Genomic DNA, 15,533 nt, shown 5'->3' on the forward strand with positions numbered 1-15,533 from the left:
GCCATGATCTACCTGATTGGCAGCCCGGTGGGCCGCCTGTTCGATCAGGCCAAATCCACATGAAGTGACGAAGAACCCTTTCTTAGTATTGTCAGAAGGAGGCTGAATTGCAAATATATCTATATTGATACCTGCACTTTCAACCGAACTTCCTAGAAAATGACTGATCACAACAAAGTCGGTAGCGCCTTCACATACAACCCCTACCCTCATTTAGATTTCCTCTTCAATGCCATTCGCGCCTGAGATCATTCCGTCCAGCCATAACTGAGAAAGGTTCTTACCATCCATTAACTCTGACCACTTCTCCCGCGTAAACCCCTCACGAGGTTTGAGAGGATCAATAATTGTTTGCCCTTTATCATTTCTTTTTACAATAAATATTTTTTGATCTTCGTCGAAAAGATCAAAAGCATCTAAAGATGTTGGATTGTGACTCGTTAGGAATACTTGCCTAGGTCCGACGTCCATATCAAACTCAGAAACATATTTTGTCATGCTAATAATTTTTTCTACTAACTTTCTAGTTAGCCGTGGATTCAAGGCATTATCAACATTATCGAGAGCGAAGTATTTTGGTGCTTCGACATGCGCGAGCAAAATTGAAATAAATAAAAGAAAAAGCGTACCTTCACTACTATCATAAGCAGTTAAAGTATTCCTACCTTCACGCATAAATCTATCTATAAAATAAACCATATCGGTTTCTGTGTCTTGAACCCCTCTTGAAATAAAAGATTTATCTATTTTCCCTACTTTTACCGAGTTTGTCCATTGGGGCAAAAAAACCAGATCGAGCGCCTGCTGAGTTAAATGGTGTATATTTTTTTGCCTTTCACTTTTTTTTCCTATTTTATTTAGATCGTGAAACTGTCCTATCAAATCATTTACCGCTAAAGGCAACCCCTCGCCATGAAGGCCAATGGGAGACTTCAGTACGCTACCAAGCTTCACACCTCTCAAATAATCAGTTTGCGGTGAATATATAGAATATTTCGAGAACTCTTCAAAAACATTTCCCAATTGATTATCAAAATCATAGGCCACTCGAATTTGATCCCACAAACCTCTTGACTTGTCTATTCTTGCTTTAAGAGTCTCTCCAAAAGCTCTACTTCCATTTCCACTTCTTCCAAACTGACTCACCCCATTAAAGTAACAACTCTCTGAATGAAACCTAAGGTGAGGGTCATTTTCTTTTGAAGTCAGGTTGCACTTATAATTTATATTATTATCAAAATTGCAATCTAGCTCAAATGTTTTAGGAATCTCAAAGTTTTTATGTGCGGACTTCATTAACTCTGGTGATGAAAGCCTTACTCCTTTTTCATTTAAATCTATATCACCAATTCCGCGCCCAAAAGAAGCTGAAGCCAGACCTATAGCCTCTAAGATATTAGACTTACCTGAACCATTACCGCCTACAAAAAGATTAACCTTTCCCAAACTTAGTTTTTGAGACCGTATTGATTTAAACCTATGTATACCTATGCTTTTTAGCATTGAAACACCTTTATAGGTTGATCATAAATCATGCCTATTTAAGAAATGTATTTTACTTATAGTTAGCAAAAGAAGAATCTCCTAAAGAAATGGTTAAAATACATTTAATTATTAACCATTTCTTGGAAAACCTCAGCCAAAATTAAAAATTTCTCAATCACTCCCACTCAATAGTAGCAGGCGGCTTGCTGGAGACATCATAGGTAACCCGCGAAACCCCTTCCAACTCATTGATAATCCGGTTGGAAACCTTTTCCAGCAGCTCGTAAGGCAGGTGCGCCCAGCGGGCGGTCATGAAGTCGATGGTTTCGACGGCGCGTAGCGCGATGACCCATTCGTAGCGGCGGCCGTCGCCGACGACGCCTACCGATTTCACCGGCAGGAAGACGGCAAACGCCTGGCTGGTTTTTTCGTACCAGCCGGCATTGCGCAGCTCTTCGATGAAAATGGCGTCGGCTTCGCGGAGGATGTCGGCGTACTCTTTTTTGACTTCGCCGAGGATGCGTACGCCCAGGCCCGGCCCCGGGAAGGGGTGGCGGTAGACCATGTCGTAGGGCAGGCCGAGTTCCAGGCCGAGTTTGCGCACTTCGTCCTTGAACAGTTCGCGCAGCGGCTCGACGAGCTTGAGCTTCATGGTTTCCGGCAGGCCGCCCACGTTGTGGTGGGATTTGATCACGTGGGCCTTGCCGGTTTTGCTGGCGGCAGATTCGATCACGTCCGGGTAGATGGTGCCCTGGGCGAGGAAGTCCACATCCTCGATCTTGCTGGCTTCATCATCGAACACGTCGATGAAGGTGTTGCCGATGATCTTGCGCTTCACTTCCGGGTCCTGTTCGCCCTTCAGCTTGTCGAGGAACAGGTCTTCGGCGTCCACTCGGATGACCTTCACGCCCATGTGCTTGGCGAAGGTTTCCATCACCTGGTCGCCTTCCGCCTTGCGTAGCAGGCCGTTGTCCACGAAGACGCAGGTCAGCTGGGTGCCAATGGCCTTGTGCAGCAGCGCGGCGACCACGGAGGAATCCACGCCGCCGGAGAGGCCGAGCAGCACGTGGCGGTCGCCGACCTGTTCGCGTACGCGCTGTACCTGGTCTTCGATGATCTGCGCGGGCGTCCACAGCTTCTCGGCTTTACAGATATCCAGCACGAAGTGCTCGAGGATGCGCTGGCCCTGCAGCGTATGGGTCACTTCCGGGTGGAACTGCACGCCGTAGAACTGTTTCTCTTCCCAGGCCATGGCGGCGATCGGGCAGCTGGGTGTGGAAGCGGTCACAGTGAAGGTGTCCGGCGCCTGGGCGACTTTATCGCCGTGGCTCATCCATACGTCCAGCAACGCTTTGCCGGTCTCGTGGTCGACGTGGTCCTTGATGTCGTTGAACAGCGCCGTAGGTTCGTCCAGGCGGATCTGGGCGTAGCCGAATTCGCGCTGGTTGGAGCCTTCCACCTTGCCGCCCAGTTGCTCGGCCATGGTCTGCATGCCGTAGCAGATACCAAAGACCGGCAGGCCCATTTCGAACACGCACTGCGGCGCACGCGGGGAATCCAGCTCGGTGACGGATTCAGGCCCACCGGCCATGATGATGCCGTTGGGGTTGTACTCGCGGATCTCTTCTTCGGTGATATCGAAGGCGCGAACTTCGGAATACACACCGATTTCGCGGACCCGGCGGGCGATCAACTGGGTGTACTGGGAGCCGAAGTCGAGAATCAGGATCTTGTGGGCGTGAATGTCACTCATGGCGGTATCTCGTTAAGCGGGGCGGGGGCACGGTAAGGCCAAAAAGCAAGCGGCGAGCCATGCCCGCCGCTATTGAACTAAAGCGCTGGTTAGCTCACCCGGTAGTTGGGCGCTTCTTTGGTGATCTGCACGTTGTGGACGTGGGATTCGTTAAAGCCAGCGCCGGTGATTTTCACGAACTCCGGCTTGGTGCGCATCTCTTGAATGGTGCTGCAGCCGGTGTAACCCATGGAGGCACGCAGGCCGCCCATCAGCTGGTGGACGATGGCGCCCATCACGCCTTTGTAAGGTACGCGGCCTTCGATGCCTTCCGGCACCAGCTTTTCGGCACCTTCGGCTTTATCCTGGAAGTAGCGGTCGGCACTGCCCTGATTCTCGGACATGGCACCCATGGAGCCCATGCCGCGGTAGGCTTTGTAAGTACGGCCCTGGTAAAGCTCCACCTCGCCCGGGGCTTCTTCGGTACCGGCCAGCAGGCCGCCCACCATCACCGCGCTTGCGCCGGCGGCAATGGCTTTTGAAAGGTCGCCGGAGAAACGGATGCCGCCGTCGGCAATCAGCGGAATGTCGAACTCTTTGAGCGCTTCAGCCACGTTGGAGACCGCGGTGATTTGCGGTACACCCACGCCCGTGACGATCCGCGTGGTGCAGATAGAGCCGGGGCCGATGCCCACTTTCACCGCATCGGCACCCGCTTCGGCCAGTGCCTTGGCGGCGGCGGCGGTGGCGATGTTGCCGCCAATCACCTGAATGGCCGGGAAGTGTTCCTTGATCCAGCGAACGCGGTCAATTACGCCTTCGGAGTGACCGTGGGCGGTGTCCACCACTATCACGTCCACACCGGCTTCGGCCAGCGCCGCGATGCGGTCCGGGGTTTCCGGGCCAGTACCCACGGCAGCGCCGACCAGCAGACGGCCGTCGCTGTCTTTGGCGGCCATCGGGTAGGTGCGGGCTTTTTCGATGTCCTGGAAAGTCACCAGGCCGCGCAGGTGGAAGGCGTCGTCAACGATCAGCATCTTTTCGATGCGGTGTTCGCGCATCTTGGCTTTGCTTTCTTCAAGCTGGGTGCCTTCCGGCACGGTGACCAACCGCTCGCGGGGGGTCATGATGTCGGCCACGCTGTCGCCGTGGTTGGGCTGGAAGCGCATGTCGCGCTCGGTCACAATACCCACCAGGGTTTCGCCCTCGACCACCGGGAAACCGGAGAACCCGTACTCGCGCGCCATGGCGAGCAGGTCTTCAAGCTTGGCTTTGGGGCTGACGGTAATCGGGTCTTTAACGATCACGCTTTCGTGCTTCTTCACCTTGCGCACTTCAGCGGCCTGCTGCGACATGGTCATGCTTTTATGAATGATACCAATGCCACCTTCCTGCGCCATGGCAATCGCCAACCGCGCTTCGGTCACCGTGTCCATCGCGGCGGAGACAAGCGGAATGTTCAGCGAGAGATTGCGGGTCAGGCGGGTTTTAAGGTTAACATTCTTGGGGAGAACGTCCGAATAACCGGGCAGGAGGAGTACGTCGTCGAACGTAAGTGCTTCTTGAGCCATACGTAGCATAGCGGCAACACCCAATTTGAAGTGGAAGACGGGGCGTGAAAAGTTAATCCCCCATTATAACGGGTAGAGGGCCATCCCAGCAATGCAGAGACGCCATTACGCTTATACCAATGGATAATGACGATTGATGGTAGCCTGACAGCCGATTCATTTACCGACCCAAGGGGTGCGTGTTGACCCAGCAAATCATTGTCTACAGCGATTACGTCTGCCCCTTCTGCCTGCTGGCCGAAGAGGTGCTTGCCGAGGCCACCAAAGGCCTGGACGTCGACATCCAATGGCGCCCGTTCGAGCTGCGCCCGGCGCCGGTGCCCACCTTGAAGGTCGAAGACCCGTACCTGCCCAAAGTGTGGCGCGAGGCGGTCTACCCCATGGCAGAAAAACTGGGCGTGCCCATCAAGCTGCCCAATATTTCGCCGCAGCCGCGCACCGACAAGGCCTTTGAAGTCTTCGCCATGGCTGAAGAGCACGGCCTGGGCCACGCCTATTCGATGGCAACGTTGAAGGCGTTCTTCCAGCAGGAACGCGATATTGGCGACCCGGACGTGCTGGCCGACATTGCCGAATCCGTCGGCCTGGAACGCCAGGCGGTGCTCGATGCGCTTGCCGAGGGCCGCTACAGCGAGCAGCACCAGGCGGCGCTGCGCCACGCCATGGAAGAAGCGCGCATTCAGTCGGTGCCCACCTTGATCATCGACGGCGAAACCATTCAGGGCGTCCCCGATCCAGCGACGCTGAAACACTTCCTCACCGAGCGCGCTTAACGTTATGTCCTCTGCCACGCCCCAGGCGCTTTCCGTCAGTCAGCTCAATCAGCGCGCCAAGCAGACGCTCGAGCGCGACGTGGGCGAGGTGTGGGTAGAGGGTGAGCTTTCCAACGTCTCGCGCCCGGCGTCCGGGCATGTTTACTTCACCCTGAAGGATGACCGGGCGCAGATCCGCTGTGTGCTGTTTCGTCAGCGGGCACGGTTTGTGTCGGCACCGATGCGCGACGGCGACCAGGTCAAGCTGCGCGGGCGGGTGTCGCTGTTCGAGCCCCGTGGCGATTACCAGCTGATTGCCGAGGCGGTTCAGGCAGCGGGGCTGGGCGAACTGCTGGCGGCGTTCGAACACCTGAAAGCCCAGCTCGACGGCGAAGGCGTGTTTGCCAACGCCCGCCCCCTGCCCTTTCCGCCGCGCAAGCTGTTGATTTTAAGCTCGGCGACGGGCGCGGCGATTCGTGACGTATTGGCGGTATTGGCCGCCCGCTGGCCGCTGGCGGATGTCACGCTGATTCCGGTGCCGGTACAGGGGGCCGAGGCGGCGCCTGCGATGATCTCGGCGCTGGCCCTGCTCAATCGTCAGGCGCGGCTGGACCCGGAACGCGATGCCATCCTGATCACCCGCGGCGGCGGCAGTCTGGAAGATTTGTGGGCGTTCAACAACGAGCACCTGGCGCGGGCGATTTTTCATTCGCGGCTGCCGGTGATGTCGGCGGTGGGTCACGAGGTGGATATCACCCTGGCAGACTTTGCCGCCGACATGCGTGCGCCCACGCCTTCCGCCGCGGCCGAGCGCCTGGTGCCGGACCAGCACACCCTCAAGCGCCAGCTTGAGCACCATGAAAACCGATTGATGCGGGCCATGCAGGCGCGCCTGGAGCGGGACAGTCAGCGGTTGGATACCCTGCGCGCCAAACTGCGCCATCCCGGCGAGCAGCTCAATCGTCAGCGCCAGTATTTAACCGCGCTGCACCAACGCTTGAGCCGCGCCATGCAGCACACGCTCACCCAGCAGAAAGCGCAGGTATCGCAATTGAGCCGACGCCTGGCCAGCCAGGATATGGCACGTTTGCACCGCGTGGAAAGCGAGCGGGTCAGTCAGCTTCAGCGCCGCTTGAGCGCGGCCATGCAGCGCCAGCTGGAAAGCCGCCAGGCGCGGTTAACCAGCGCCGCCCGGGAGTTGAATGCCATCAGCCCGCTCGCGGTATTGGGACGGGGCTACGCCATCGCCCAGGACGAGCAGGGTCAGATCGTGCGGCGCGCGGACGATACCTCGCCGGGGCAAAAACTCAAGCTGCGTCTGGGCGAAGGTCAACTCAGCGTGGAAGTAAAACGGCGCTACAAGGGATAGCGCCGCGATGGCTGAGTTGACGGGATCAACCTGGCTTACTACTTGTCTTTTTGCCTGTCCTTGCCCGGTTTCTGGGGCGAGTCCTCGGACTCAGGGTTTACATGATGCGTATCCGGCATCGGATTGGCTTCACTGTAGTGTTCGTCCTGAGGTTTGGGTGATTTCTCGTCTTTCCTGTCGGGATGAGACATAACGCGTACTCCTTACGGTTAATGGTGCTCGGCATTACGTTGCCTGTCTTCACTGTAGTGCGTCACGCGTAACTTGCAATTAAGCACCTCTCGCCCATCCATCCCCTTCGAATTAAAAAACAATTTAAAAACAATGCCATATATGAACCATGGTATTCAGCAAGGTGATTAGCAAACTGAATAAGGCACATCGTCTGTCACTATCGTCGTGGATTCCGGCTTACGCCATGCTGTAGATGCCCCGGTTTGCCCCTACTGGCGAGCCGGGTCTACATTAAAAAACGGGTGTCCAAGGAGGCCGGCACCTGCTGCATCTTACTTTTTGATGTTTGTGCCAACAAAGGAGTGACCGCACATGAGCAATCAGCAACAACCCCCTCAGCATCAAGCCAAACAGCCGGGCGACGAACACATCATGCACCCGGAACCCGAGTTTATTCGCGAAAGCTACCGAGGTGCCGACAAGCTGCTGGATAAAGTGGCAATCATTACCGGCGGCGACAGCGGTATTGGCCGCGCGGTGGCAGTGCACTATGCACGCGAAGGCGCCGACAGCGTGATCGTGCATTTGAAGGAAACCCAAGATGCCAAAGAAACCCAACGACTGGTTGAGGCTGAAGGCCGTCGCTGCCTGGTTGTGAAAGGTGACGTAGGAACTCCCAGCTTCTGCCGTGAGATTGTGAAGCGCGCCCTGAAAGAATTCGGCAAGCTCAATATCGTCGTCAATAACGCGGCTGAGCAGTACGACTGGCGCGATATTACCGAGATCCCCGACGACCAGTTGCAGCGTACCTTTCAAACTAACCTGTTCAGCCACTTTTACATGACCAAGGCCGCGCTACCCCACATGAGCGAGGGCGATACGATCATCGCCACCTCGTCGATCAACGCCTTCAAGGGCAACGACACGCTGATCGACTACACCGCCACCAAAGGGGCGATTCAGGGCCTGGTGCGCTCGCTTGCCATGTCGCTGATGGACCGCGGCATTCGGGTCAACGCCGTTGCCCCCGGGCCGGTATGGACGCCGCTGATTCCCGCCAGCTTCGACGACGATAAAGTCGCCTCCTTTGGCGGCCAAGTGCCGATGAAGCGCGCTGGCCAGCCCAGCGAAATGGGGCCTGCCTATGTGTATTTGGCAAGCGAAGAGTCGTCCTACATGACCGGACAAACAATGCATCTGAACGGCGGTGTGATCCTCAATACCTAACTCGCCAGCGTTTTGACCAGCACCTTGGATTTGCGCGCGTGGTTGTAGGTTTCGCGCTTCAGCGTCGGCAGCTCTTCAAGGCTGGCGGCGCGGAAGCCCCGCTCCACAAACCAGTGCGCCGTGTGGGTGGTCAGCACAAACATCTCCTGCACCGCGCGCTGGCGGGCACGGCGCTCCAGCGCCTCGACCAGACGCTCACCGCGTTCGCCACCGCGGTAATTGGTATGCACCGCTACGCAGGCCAGTTCGGCCACGCCCGTATCAGGGAAGACATGCAGCGCCGCGCAACCGATCACCATGCCGTCGCGCTCAATCACCATGTAGTCATCGATTTCATGCTCCAGCCGCTCGCGGGAGCGTGCCACCAGCATGCCTCTGTTTTCCAGCGGCTCCAGCAGCTCCAACAGGCCCGCCACATCGTTGAGCGTGGCCGGGCGCAGCTGTTCATAGCGGTGCTGGGTAATCATGGTACCCACACCGTCGCGGGTGAAGAGTTCTCCCAGCAAGGCATCGTGATTGCGCCAGGAAAGCAGGTGAGTGCGGGCCACGCCTTCCCGCGCGGCGGTACAGGCGGCATTGAGATGGCGGGCCAGTTCACTGCCCGGCGCGGCATGCTGGATGCGCGGCTCGGCATCGGCGGGAGACAGCTGGCGCAGCAGTGCACCCTGCTCGTCTTCCAGACCTTCGGACTCGCCCAGCAGAATCAGCTTGTCGGCCTTGAGCGCCACCGCGGCATGTTGGGCCACTTCGGAAGCATCCAGGTCGAATACCTCGCCGGTGCTTGAAAACCCCAGCGGCGGCAACAGTACCAGCGAGCCTTTTTCCAGCAACCCTTCAATGGCGCTGGCGCGCACGCGACGCACCTCGCCGCTGTGGTCGAAATCCACCCCTTCGCGCACGCCCAACGGTTTGGCGGTCACCAGGTTGCCGGAAATCACGCTTAGCTCCACGCCATGCAGCGGCGTACTGGGCAGGCCCAGCGAAAGCCGCGCCTCCAGCCACAGGCGCTGATGGGCAGCCACCTGTTCCACATGCGCCATAACCGCGCGATCGGCGACCCAGCGGCCGTTGAGACGCGTCGGTTCAACCCCCGCCGCACTCAGCGCCTCGTGCACCTGGGGGCGAATGCCAAACACCACCACCAGTCGCACGCCCAGCGTATGCAGCAGCGCCAGGTCCTGGATCAGTTGCTCCCCTCGGCCAGACGCCATGGCTTCGCCTTCGATCAAGATGACAAAGGTTCGCCCCCGGTGCGCATTGATATAGGGGGAGGCATTACGAAACCAGTCGACAAAGGGGAAGCGTGTATCCAAGGGGCCGCTCTCCGGCAGCAGGTGAATGGAAGAACTATGGTTAATAACTACGGTTACTTTACCAGAGCACAAAAAATAGCGGCACCTTCTAATGCACTTATGCATAAAGAAGATGCCGCTTTGGGGTACCAGGCGTTGGCGTGCCGGGTCAGTTGTACTGCCCTCGCCGCTTAACCGAACATACCCTTGAACATAAAGAAGAACAGAATAGAGAGCGCCGCGCCTGCAGGCAGCGTAATCAACCACGACATGGCGATCGTACCGATCACCCGCAGGTTGAGCGCCGTCATGCCGCGCGCCAGGCCAACCCCTAGAATGGCACCAACCAGGGTATGGGTGGTGGAAATCGGCAAGCCGGTGCCTGACGCAAGTACGACGGTGGTGGCCGCCGCCAGGGTCGCAGCAAAGCCGCGGCTAGGCGTCAGCTCGGTGATGCCTGTACCCACGGTGGCAATCACTTTATGACCGTAGGTCACCAGACCGGCCACGATACCGCCACCGCCTAGTACCAGTACCCACCAGGGGACCAGCGCCGAGCCGCCAATCTCACCACCGGTCTGCACCACGCTGATCACCGCCGCCAGCGGGCCAACCGCGTTGGCCACGTCGTTAGAGCCGTGCGCAAAGGCCATGGCGCAGGCGGTGAAGATCATCAACACACCAAAAGCGCGCTCCACGTTGGCATAGCCAAAGTGATCATCGCTGCTTTCTACGTACTTCACACGGCGTTCCATCAAGACACCGACACCGGCGAGCAACCCGCCCAGGATCAACGAGATCACCAGGCTCTGGCCAAACGAAAGATTCAGGCCAACGTGTTTCAGGCCCTTGGTCATGGTGACCATGGAGACGACAAAGCCTACCAGGAACACATAGGCGGGCAGATAACGCTTGGCGGCTGCCAGTGGGTTGCGGTCTTCAAACACCAGGTGATGGACCGACTTAAACAGCACGAAACCGGCCGTACCGGCCAATAGCGGCGACACCAGCCAACTCGCGGCGATACTACCGACCGCCCCCCAGTCGACGGCCTCGGCCCCCAGGCCTGCCACTGCAAAGCCGACAATCGCACCCACAATCGAGTGAGTGGTCGAAACCGGCCACCCCTTCATCGAGGCAACCAACAGCCAGGTGGCCGCTGCCAGCAGCGCCGACAACATGCCGTACACCAGCAGTTGTGGTTCCCCCTGCAGCAGTTCAGGATCGATAATGCCCTTGCGGATGGTATTGGTGACTTCGCCGCCCGCAAGCCAGGCACCTAGAAACTCAAACACAATGGCAATCAGGATTGCCTGTTTGATGGTGATGGCCTTGGAGCCGACCGAGGTACCCATGGCGTTGGCCACGTCGTTGGCCCCCACGCCCCAGGCCATGAAAAAGCCGAAAAGACAGGCCAGGATGATAAAAATATCACCGTGCTGAGCAATGATCTGCATAACGCTTCCCTTGGTTGGGATCAGGTATTAGGTTTGGATCACAAATTAGTTGGCGGTCATGATCTGCAGGCGGCTACCGACCCGTTCGGCGCGGTCGGAAAGTTCGCCTACCCAATCAATGATCTGGTAGAGGAAGACCACATCGACCGGCGGTAGCTCGCTTTCCAGACTGAACAACTGACGGCGGATCGCGACTTGCTGACCATCGGCCTGGTGCTCAAGGGTATGCAGTTCGCGGATCATGTTGTGCATGACATCCGATACATTGCGCCCAAAGCCTGACTCCAACAGGTCCTTGAGTTCTTCCAGCGCCTGGCGGGCTTGCGCCACACAGGCCACGCTGGTGCGGATATAGTCACGCATGGGGTCAGCCAACTCGTCAGGCACGGTCATTTTACGGCCCAGCATAATGCCGGTAATGTCTCGTGCTTTATTGGCAATCTTGTCCTGAACGCTGATCAGGTCGAGCAGATCGGAGCGCGAAACAGGCAAGAACATGGTGTTAGGCAGGTTCAGACGTAACTCGGTCTTGAGTACGTCGGCATCGTGTTCTAAACGGGTGACGTTTTCGCGTAGTTGCGCAGCGCTCTCCCAATCGCCTGCCAGCGTCGCTTCGAAGAAGGGCAGGAGTTGATCGGCACATTCGTTTGCCTTGACGATGTGAGCGAGCAGCGGCTGGAATGGCGAGCGGCCAAACATCGAGGAAAAAGGGTTGGAAGTAACCATAAAGCCTTTACGCCTTTTTTCGGGAAGCCGGGAAATGGCGGCAATAGTATAGAGAGTGCGTCTGCCGCCGTCATGAAAAGTTCATAATGTCATTAAAATTTAACCTAAATGTCATAGTATAGAGGTGGCAATTGTCATGAAACCCTCAGAGCCAACCGAGATTGAACTGAAGCTTGCCCTGTCCCCCGAGGGGCCGGTGGCCCTGCGCCAGTACCCCCTGTTACAGACCCTGACACCCAGTCGGCAAACCCTGACCAACACCTATTACGACACCTCTGGGGGAGCACTTGCCCAGGCGCGCATCGCGGTGCGTCTGCGTCAGGTGGACGATCAGGTGCTGCAGACCGTCAAGACCGCCGGCCACGGCGGCGGCGGGTTTTCGCAACGCCATGAGTGGGAATGGCCGCTGACGACACGCCACCTGGATACCCAAGGGCTTGCCGAGCTCCCGCCGTTTCAGGGCGCCCTGGGCGAGGCAATTCCCACGCTGCAGCCTCAGCTGAGCACCGATTTTGAACGGTGGAGCTGGCAGGTGATGTGGCAGGACAGCCATATCGAACTGGCACTGGATGAAGGCAGGATTCACAGCGGCGGGCATCAGGCGATCATCTGCGAAGCGGAACTCGAGCTTAAACACGGCGCGCCCGAGGCACTCTGGTCGCTGGCCCAGGCGATCGCCGAACGCGTTCCCCTGCGCCCTTCAGACACCAGCAAGGCCGCCCGTGGCAACGCCCTCGCCGCCCAGCAATGGCCGCTTCCCGACGCTGACGCCGCCGCGCAATGGATGCACCGGGCAACGCTGTCGCTTGATGCCTACCACGACAGCCACCGCGCCGAGCACCTGGCGGCGGCTCAGGAGGCACTTGCCATGCTGGCCGCCGATCCGGCGCTCACCGACCAGGCCCGTGATGACGCAAGCGCCATGCGCGATGCGCTGGGAAGCACCGGCCAGCCAAGCGTGACGTATGCCAAGGCCGCACTGGCCCTTGCCCATCGCATGGCGCATCAAACCGCGCTACGCTAGCGCTCACAGCCTTTTTCAGGACGGCCTGATGAATCTTTCATTAAAACCTGGCGCAGAGGGACTTCGCGCGCAGCTTTTCCACATCATTTTCGAGTCCGATACGCCGGGTGCCAAAGCCTTTGACATTGGCTTGATTCTGGCGATCCTGCTCAGCGTCGGGGTCATATTACTGGATAGCGTTGAGGCCTATGCCGAGCGCTACGGCATGCTTTTTTATGTCCTGGAGTGGATATTCACCATCTTGTTCAGCATCGAGCTGGTGCTGCGCCTTTACTGCCTTGAGCGCCCCACGCTCTACCTAAAAAGCTTTTACGGTATTGTCGATCTGATCGCCATTCTGCCCACCTGGCTGGTATTGCTGATACCCGGCGCCCACGGTCTGGTGATTGTGCGAATCCTGCGGGTATTGCGGATCTTCCGCATTCTGCGGTTGATGGAGTTTGTCGGTGAGGCGCGGCTGCTGATCGATGCGTTAAAGCGCAGCCTGCGCCAGATCCTGCTGTTCTTCTTCAGCATTTTCATGGTGGTCACGCTGTTTGCGGCGCTAATGTATGTGATCGAATCGCCAGAAGCCGGTTTTACCAGTATTCCCATGTCGATCTACTGGGCGATCGTCAGCATGACCACGGTAGGCTACGGCGACATCGTGCCGGCAACGCCGTTAGGCAAATCCATCACCGTGGTGCTGATGCTGCTCGGTTACTCGATCATCGCCGTGCCCACCGGGGTGTTCTCCGCCCAGGTCATACGCTCGATCCGCGAGGATCGCTACTCTGAAGAAGCCTGCCCAGGTTGCGGCCACGAGCGCCACGAAAAACGCGCCTACTATTGCCTGCGCTGCGGCACCTGGCTGGATGAACACAGTGAAGACCCGCGCAAGAAAGAGGAAGAAAAGAAAGAAGAAAAGAAGAAAGACGACAACGGCGACGACACAGATAAAAACGCGCCCCAGGATAGTGACACCTGAGGCGCGCCGTTAGACGATGAGGACGTTAAGCATTCAAGCGATTAACAGATCAACCACTTAAACGGTAAAGGGCGTGACATCCCCGCGGCCTTCGCGGACGATCTTGGGCGGCAGTTCGCGTAGATCGATGACGCTGGTGGGGTCCAGGTGGCAGGCGCCACCGTCAATGATCAGGTCCAGGTGTGCCCCAAAGCGCTCGCGGATATCCTCGGCGTCGCTCATTGGCAGGTCCTCGCCGACGGGAATCAGGGTGACGCTCATCAGCGGCTCGCCCAGTGCATCCAGGAGCGCGTGGGTGATGCGGTGGTCGGGCACGCGAACACCGATAGAACGCCGTTTGGGGTGCAGCAGCAGGCGTGGCACTTCGGTGCTGGCGTCTAGAATGAAGGTGTAGGGGCCAGGCGTATGCGCCTTGAGCAGGCGGAACACGTCGTTATCGACCTTGGCGTAGGTGCCGATCTGCGACAGGTCCGAGCACACCAGGGTGAAGTTGTGCTTGTCGTCCAGCGAGCGCAGCCATTTGATTTTCTCGATGGCTTTTTTCTCGCCCAGGTGGCAACCCAGCGCGTAGCCGGAATCGGTGGGGTACGCCACCACGCCGCCTTTGCGGATAATCTCGATGGCTTGGTCGATCAGGCGTTTTTGCGGATTCTCGGGATGAATCTGAAAGTATTGGCTCATGGCGTACTCCTGCCTGTGGATATTAGTGGTCCTACCGCCTACCTTAGCTTATGCAGCGGCGAGAGGCCCAGCCGGTGCGTCCTGCAGGTGGCGTAAACGCGGATGCTGCCAGATAGGCGGCGCTGCGGTTCGCGGTATCATGCTCATGCTGCCAGGGGCGGCGTGGCTGCCGGGAAAGTGAAAGTCACTGCCCATCGAGGCGTATAACTCGCGTTCGACCAGTTGGCGCGCCAGATCCCGGGTGCTGTCCGGATTTTGCTGGCCGCTGACCAGTTCCACCGCCTGGCCGCCGGCTGCCTGAAAGGTATCCATCAACAGGCCACGCTTGCGCCGGGTCAGGCCGTGTCGCAGCGGATGAGCCAGCACCGCCACGCCGCCTGAGGCGACAACCCAGCCCACCGCGTCGCTGATTTCCGGCCAATGGGCCTTTACATCGCCTTTCTTGCCGCTGCCCAAAAAGCGCTTAAAGGCGCTGGCCCAATCGGCCACCATGCCGTCGGCCACCAGGGCTCGGGCAAAGTCGGGGCGACCTAGTGGCCGGTCGCTACCGGCCTGCTCGCGGGCCTTGGCCAGGGCGTCAGTCAGACCGGCCTTTTCAAGCCGCTCGGCAATCACCTCGGCGCGTTTGATACGCGCCTCACGCTGATGGATCAACCCTTCCACCAGCGGGCCCTGGAGGCCGCCCGGCATCAGCGCCACCATGTGAATATTGATACCCTGCCAGCGAGTGGATAACTCACAGCCGGGCAGCAGGCACATACCTGTGGATGCCGCCGCCTGGCCCGCCTCCACCACGCCATCCATGGTATCGTGGTCGGTCAACGCCATGTGGGTAAGCCCACGTTCGGCGCACAGCGTGACGAGTTGCGTCGGCGTCAAGGCACCGTCGGAGGCCGTCGAATGCATATGCAAATCAACGGGGTAACGCTGGTCGGTCTCAAACGTGGCAGGAAGTCGGAGCATAGGCATGACGCCGTGTGGCGAGTTTGTCAGAATAAGGCTTAGGTTGATGCGATATGGTGCTCGCTTATACCGGTCCGGTCAATTGAAGCCGTGGTTACCTACCTTTTTGTTCC

The 15,533-nt window shown here is 58.1% G+C and carries 15 protein-coding genes; 5 read left to right on the top strand and 10 right to left on the bottom strand.

The genetic code is table 11. The features are described 5' to 3' along the window. From R3F64_RS17825 to guaB, 4 genes are all read right to left on the bottom strand, one after another. The coding region (locus R3F64_RS17825; RefSeq protein WP_332612882.1) for a hypothetical protein at window positions 1–213 on the bottom strand (213 nt) is incomplete at its 3' end. Further along, window positions 214–1,503, bottom strand: a complete 1,290-nt coding sequence (locus R3F64_RS17830; RefSeq protein ID WP_332612883.1) for an AAA family ATPase — start codon at window positions 1,501–1,503, stop codon at window positions 214–216. A 157-nt stretch (window positions 1,504–1,660) separates the two neighbouring features. Then, window positions 1,661–3,238 (bottom strand): glutamine-hydrolyzing GMP synthase, encoded by a 1,578-nt coding sequence (gene guaA, locus R3F64_RS17835; RefSeq protein ID WP_332612885.1) that lies wholly within the window; start codon window positions 3,236–3,238, stop codon window positions 1,661–1,663. Between the two features lie 89 nt (window positions 3,239–3,327). Beyond that, window positions 3,328–4,797 (bottom strand): IMP dehydrogenase, encoded by a 1,470-nt coding sequence (gene guaB, locus R3F64_RS17840; protein ID WP_264824464.1) that lies wholly within the window; start codon window positions 4,795–4,797, stop codon window positions 3,328–3,330. Window positions 4,798–4,967: 170 nt separating this feature from the next. On the opposite strand from guaB, the gene R3F64_RS17845 reads away from it, so the two are divergent. Then, window positions 4,968–5,561, top strand: a complete 594-nt coding sequence (locus tag R3F64_RS17845; RefSeq protein ID WP_332612886.1) for a DsbA family oxidoreductase — start codon at window positions 4,968–4,970, stop codon at window positions 5,559–5,561. A 4-nt stretch (window positions 5,562–5,565) separates the two neighbouring features. After that, on the top strand, window positions 5,566–6,909 hold the full coding sequence (gene xseA, locus R3F64_RS17850) for an exodeoxyribonuclease VII large subunit (protein WP_332612887.1): 1,344 nt from the start codon (window positions 5,566–5,568) through the stop codon (window positions 6,907–6,909). A 38-nt stretch (window positions 6,910–6,947) separates the two neighbouring features. Here the strand turns inward: xseA and R3F64_RS17855 are convergent, their stop codons facing one another. Next, window positions 6,948–7,100 (bottom strand): hypothetical protein, encoded by a 153-nt coding sequence (locus tag R3F64_RS17855; RefSeq protein WP_176243645.1) that lies wholly within the window; start codon window positions 7,098–7,100, stop codon window positions 6,948–6,950. A 355-nt stretch (window positions 7,101–7,455) separates the two neighbouring features. Between R3F64_RS17855 and R3F64_RS17860 the strand changes: the two genes are divergently transcribed. Continuing rightward, window positions 7,456–8,310 (top strand): SDR family oxidoreductase, encoded by an 855-nt coding sequence (locus R3F64_RS17860; protein ID WP_332612890.1) that lies wholly within the window; start codon window positions 7,456–7,458, stop codon window positions 8,308–8,310. On the opposite strand, the gene argA is transcribed toward R3F64_RS17860, so the two are convergent. From argA to R3F64_RS17875, 3 genes are all read right to left on the bottom strand, one after another. Continuing rightward, window positions 8,307–9,623 (bottom strand): amino-acid N-acetyltransferase, encoded by a 1,317-nt coding sequence (gene argA / locus R3F64_RS17865; protein ID WP_199284717.1) that lies wholly within the window; start codon window positions 9,621–9,623, stop codon window positions 8,307–8,309. The genes R3F64_RS17860 and argA overlap by 4 nt on opposite strands. A gap of 170 nt (window positions 9,624–9,793) precedes the next feature. Continuing rightward, window positions 9,794–11,059: an inorganic phosphate transporter gene (locus R3F64_RS17870; RefSeq protein WP_085918123.1), complete on the bottom strand. Its 1,266-nt coding sequence runs from the start codon at window positions 11,057–11,059 to the stop codon at window positions 9,794–9,796. A gap of 45 nt (window positions 11,060–11,104) precedes the next feature. After that, a complete protein-coding gene (locus R3F64_RS17875; RefSeq protein WP_085918124.1) occupies window positions 11,105–11,785 on the bottom strand; it encodes a TIGR00153 family protein in 681 nt (226 codons plus the stop codon). Between the two features lie 136 nt (window positions 11,786–11,921). Between R3F64_RS17875 and R3F64_RS17880 the strand changes: the two genes are divergently transcribed. Beyond that, window positions 11,922–12,809 (top strand): CYTH domain-containing protein, encoded by an 888-nt coding sequence (locus tag R3F64_RS17880; RefSeq protein ID WP_332612893.1) that lies wholly within the window; start codon window positions 11,922–11,924, stop codon window positions 12,807–12,809. A 28-nt stretch (window positions 12,810–12,837) separates the two neighbouring features. Further along, window positions 12,838–13,776 carry an ion transporter gene (locus R3F64_RS17885; RefSeq protein WP_085918126.1) on the top strand — a complete coding sequence of 313 codons (939 nt, stop codon included), beginning with the start codon at window positions 12,838–12,840 and terminating at the stop codon, window positions 13,774–13,776. A gap of 57 nt (window positions 13,777–13,833) precedes the next feature. Here the strand turns inward: R3F64_RS17885 and R3F64_RS17890 are convergent, their stop codons facing one another. After that, on the bottom strand, window positions 13,834–14,457 hold the full coding sequence (locus R3F64_RS17890) for an L-threonylcarbamoyladenylate synthase (protein WP_085918128.1): 624 nt from the start codon (window positions 14,455–14,457) through the stop codon (window positions 13,834–13,836). A gap of 48 nt (window positions 14,458–14,505) precedes the next feature. After that, complete coding sequence (locus R3F64_RS17895; protein WP_085918129.1) at window positions 14,506–15,426, bottom strand: PHP domain-containing protein; 921 nt, start codon at window positions 15,424–15,426, stop codon at window positions 14,506–14,508. Window positions 15,427–15,533 lie beyond the last annotated feature (107 nt).

Source organism: Halomonas sp. 5021 (assembly GCF_036663435.1).
In the GTDB taxonomy this organism is placed as follows: domain Bacteria; phylum Pseudomonadota; class Gammaproteobacteria; order Pseudomonadales; family Halomonadaceae; genus Vreelandella; species Vreelandella janggokensis.

Excerpts from the sequence above, each read along its gene's own strand:
- R3F64_RS17895 (WP_085918129.1), bottom strand. The coding sequence starts at position 15,426 with ATGCCTATGCTCCGACTTCCTGCCACGTTTGAGACCGACCAGCGTTAC.
- R3F64_RS17875 (WP_085918124.1), bottom strand. The coding sequence starts at position 11,785 with ATGGTTACTTCCAACCCTTTTTCCTCGATGTTTGGCCGCTCGCCATTC.
- R3F64_RS17870 (WP_085918123.1), bottom strand. The coding sequence starts at position 11,059 with ATGCAGATCATTGCTCAGCACGGTGATATTTTTATCATCCTGGCCTGT.
- xseA (WP_332612887.1), top strand. The coding sequence starts at position 5,566 with ATGTCCTCTGCCACGCCCCAGGCGCTTTCCGTCAGTCAGCTCAATCAG.
- R3F64_RS17890 (WP_085918128.1), bottom strand. The coding sequence starts at position 14,457 with ATGAGCCAATACTTTCAGATTCATCCCGAGAATCCGCAAAAACGCCTG.
- guaA (WP_332612885.1), bottom strand. The coding sequence starts at position 3,238 with ATGAGTGACATTCACGCCCACAAGATCCTGATTCTCGACTTCGGCTCC.
- R3F64_RS17830 (WP_332612883.1), bottom strand. The coding sequence starts at position 1,503 with ATGCTAAAAAGCATAGGTATACATAGGTTTAAATCAATACGGTCTCAA.
- R3F64_RS17855 (WP_176243645.1), bottom strand. The coding sequence starts at position 7,100 with ATGTCTCATCCCGACAGGAAAGACGAGAAATCACCCAAACCTCAGGAC.
- R3F64_RS17860 (WP_332612890.1), top strand. The coding sequence starts at position 7,456 with ATGAGCAATCAGCAACAACCCCCTCAGCATCAAGCCAAACAGCCGGGC.
- R3F64_RS17885 (WP_085918126.1), top strand. The coding sequence starts at position 12,838 with ATGAATCTTTCATTAAAACCTGGCGCAGAGGGACTTCGCGCGCAGCTT.
- guaB (WP_264824464.1), bottom strand. The coding sequence starts at position 4,797 with ATGCTACGTATGGCTCAAGAAGCACTTACGTTCGACGACGTACTCCTC.
- R3F64_RS17880 (WP_332612893.1), top strand. The coding sequence starts at position 11,922 with ATGAAACCCTCAGAGCCAACCGAGATTGAACTGAAGCTTGCCCTGTCC.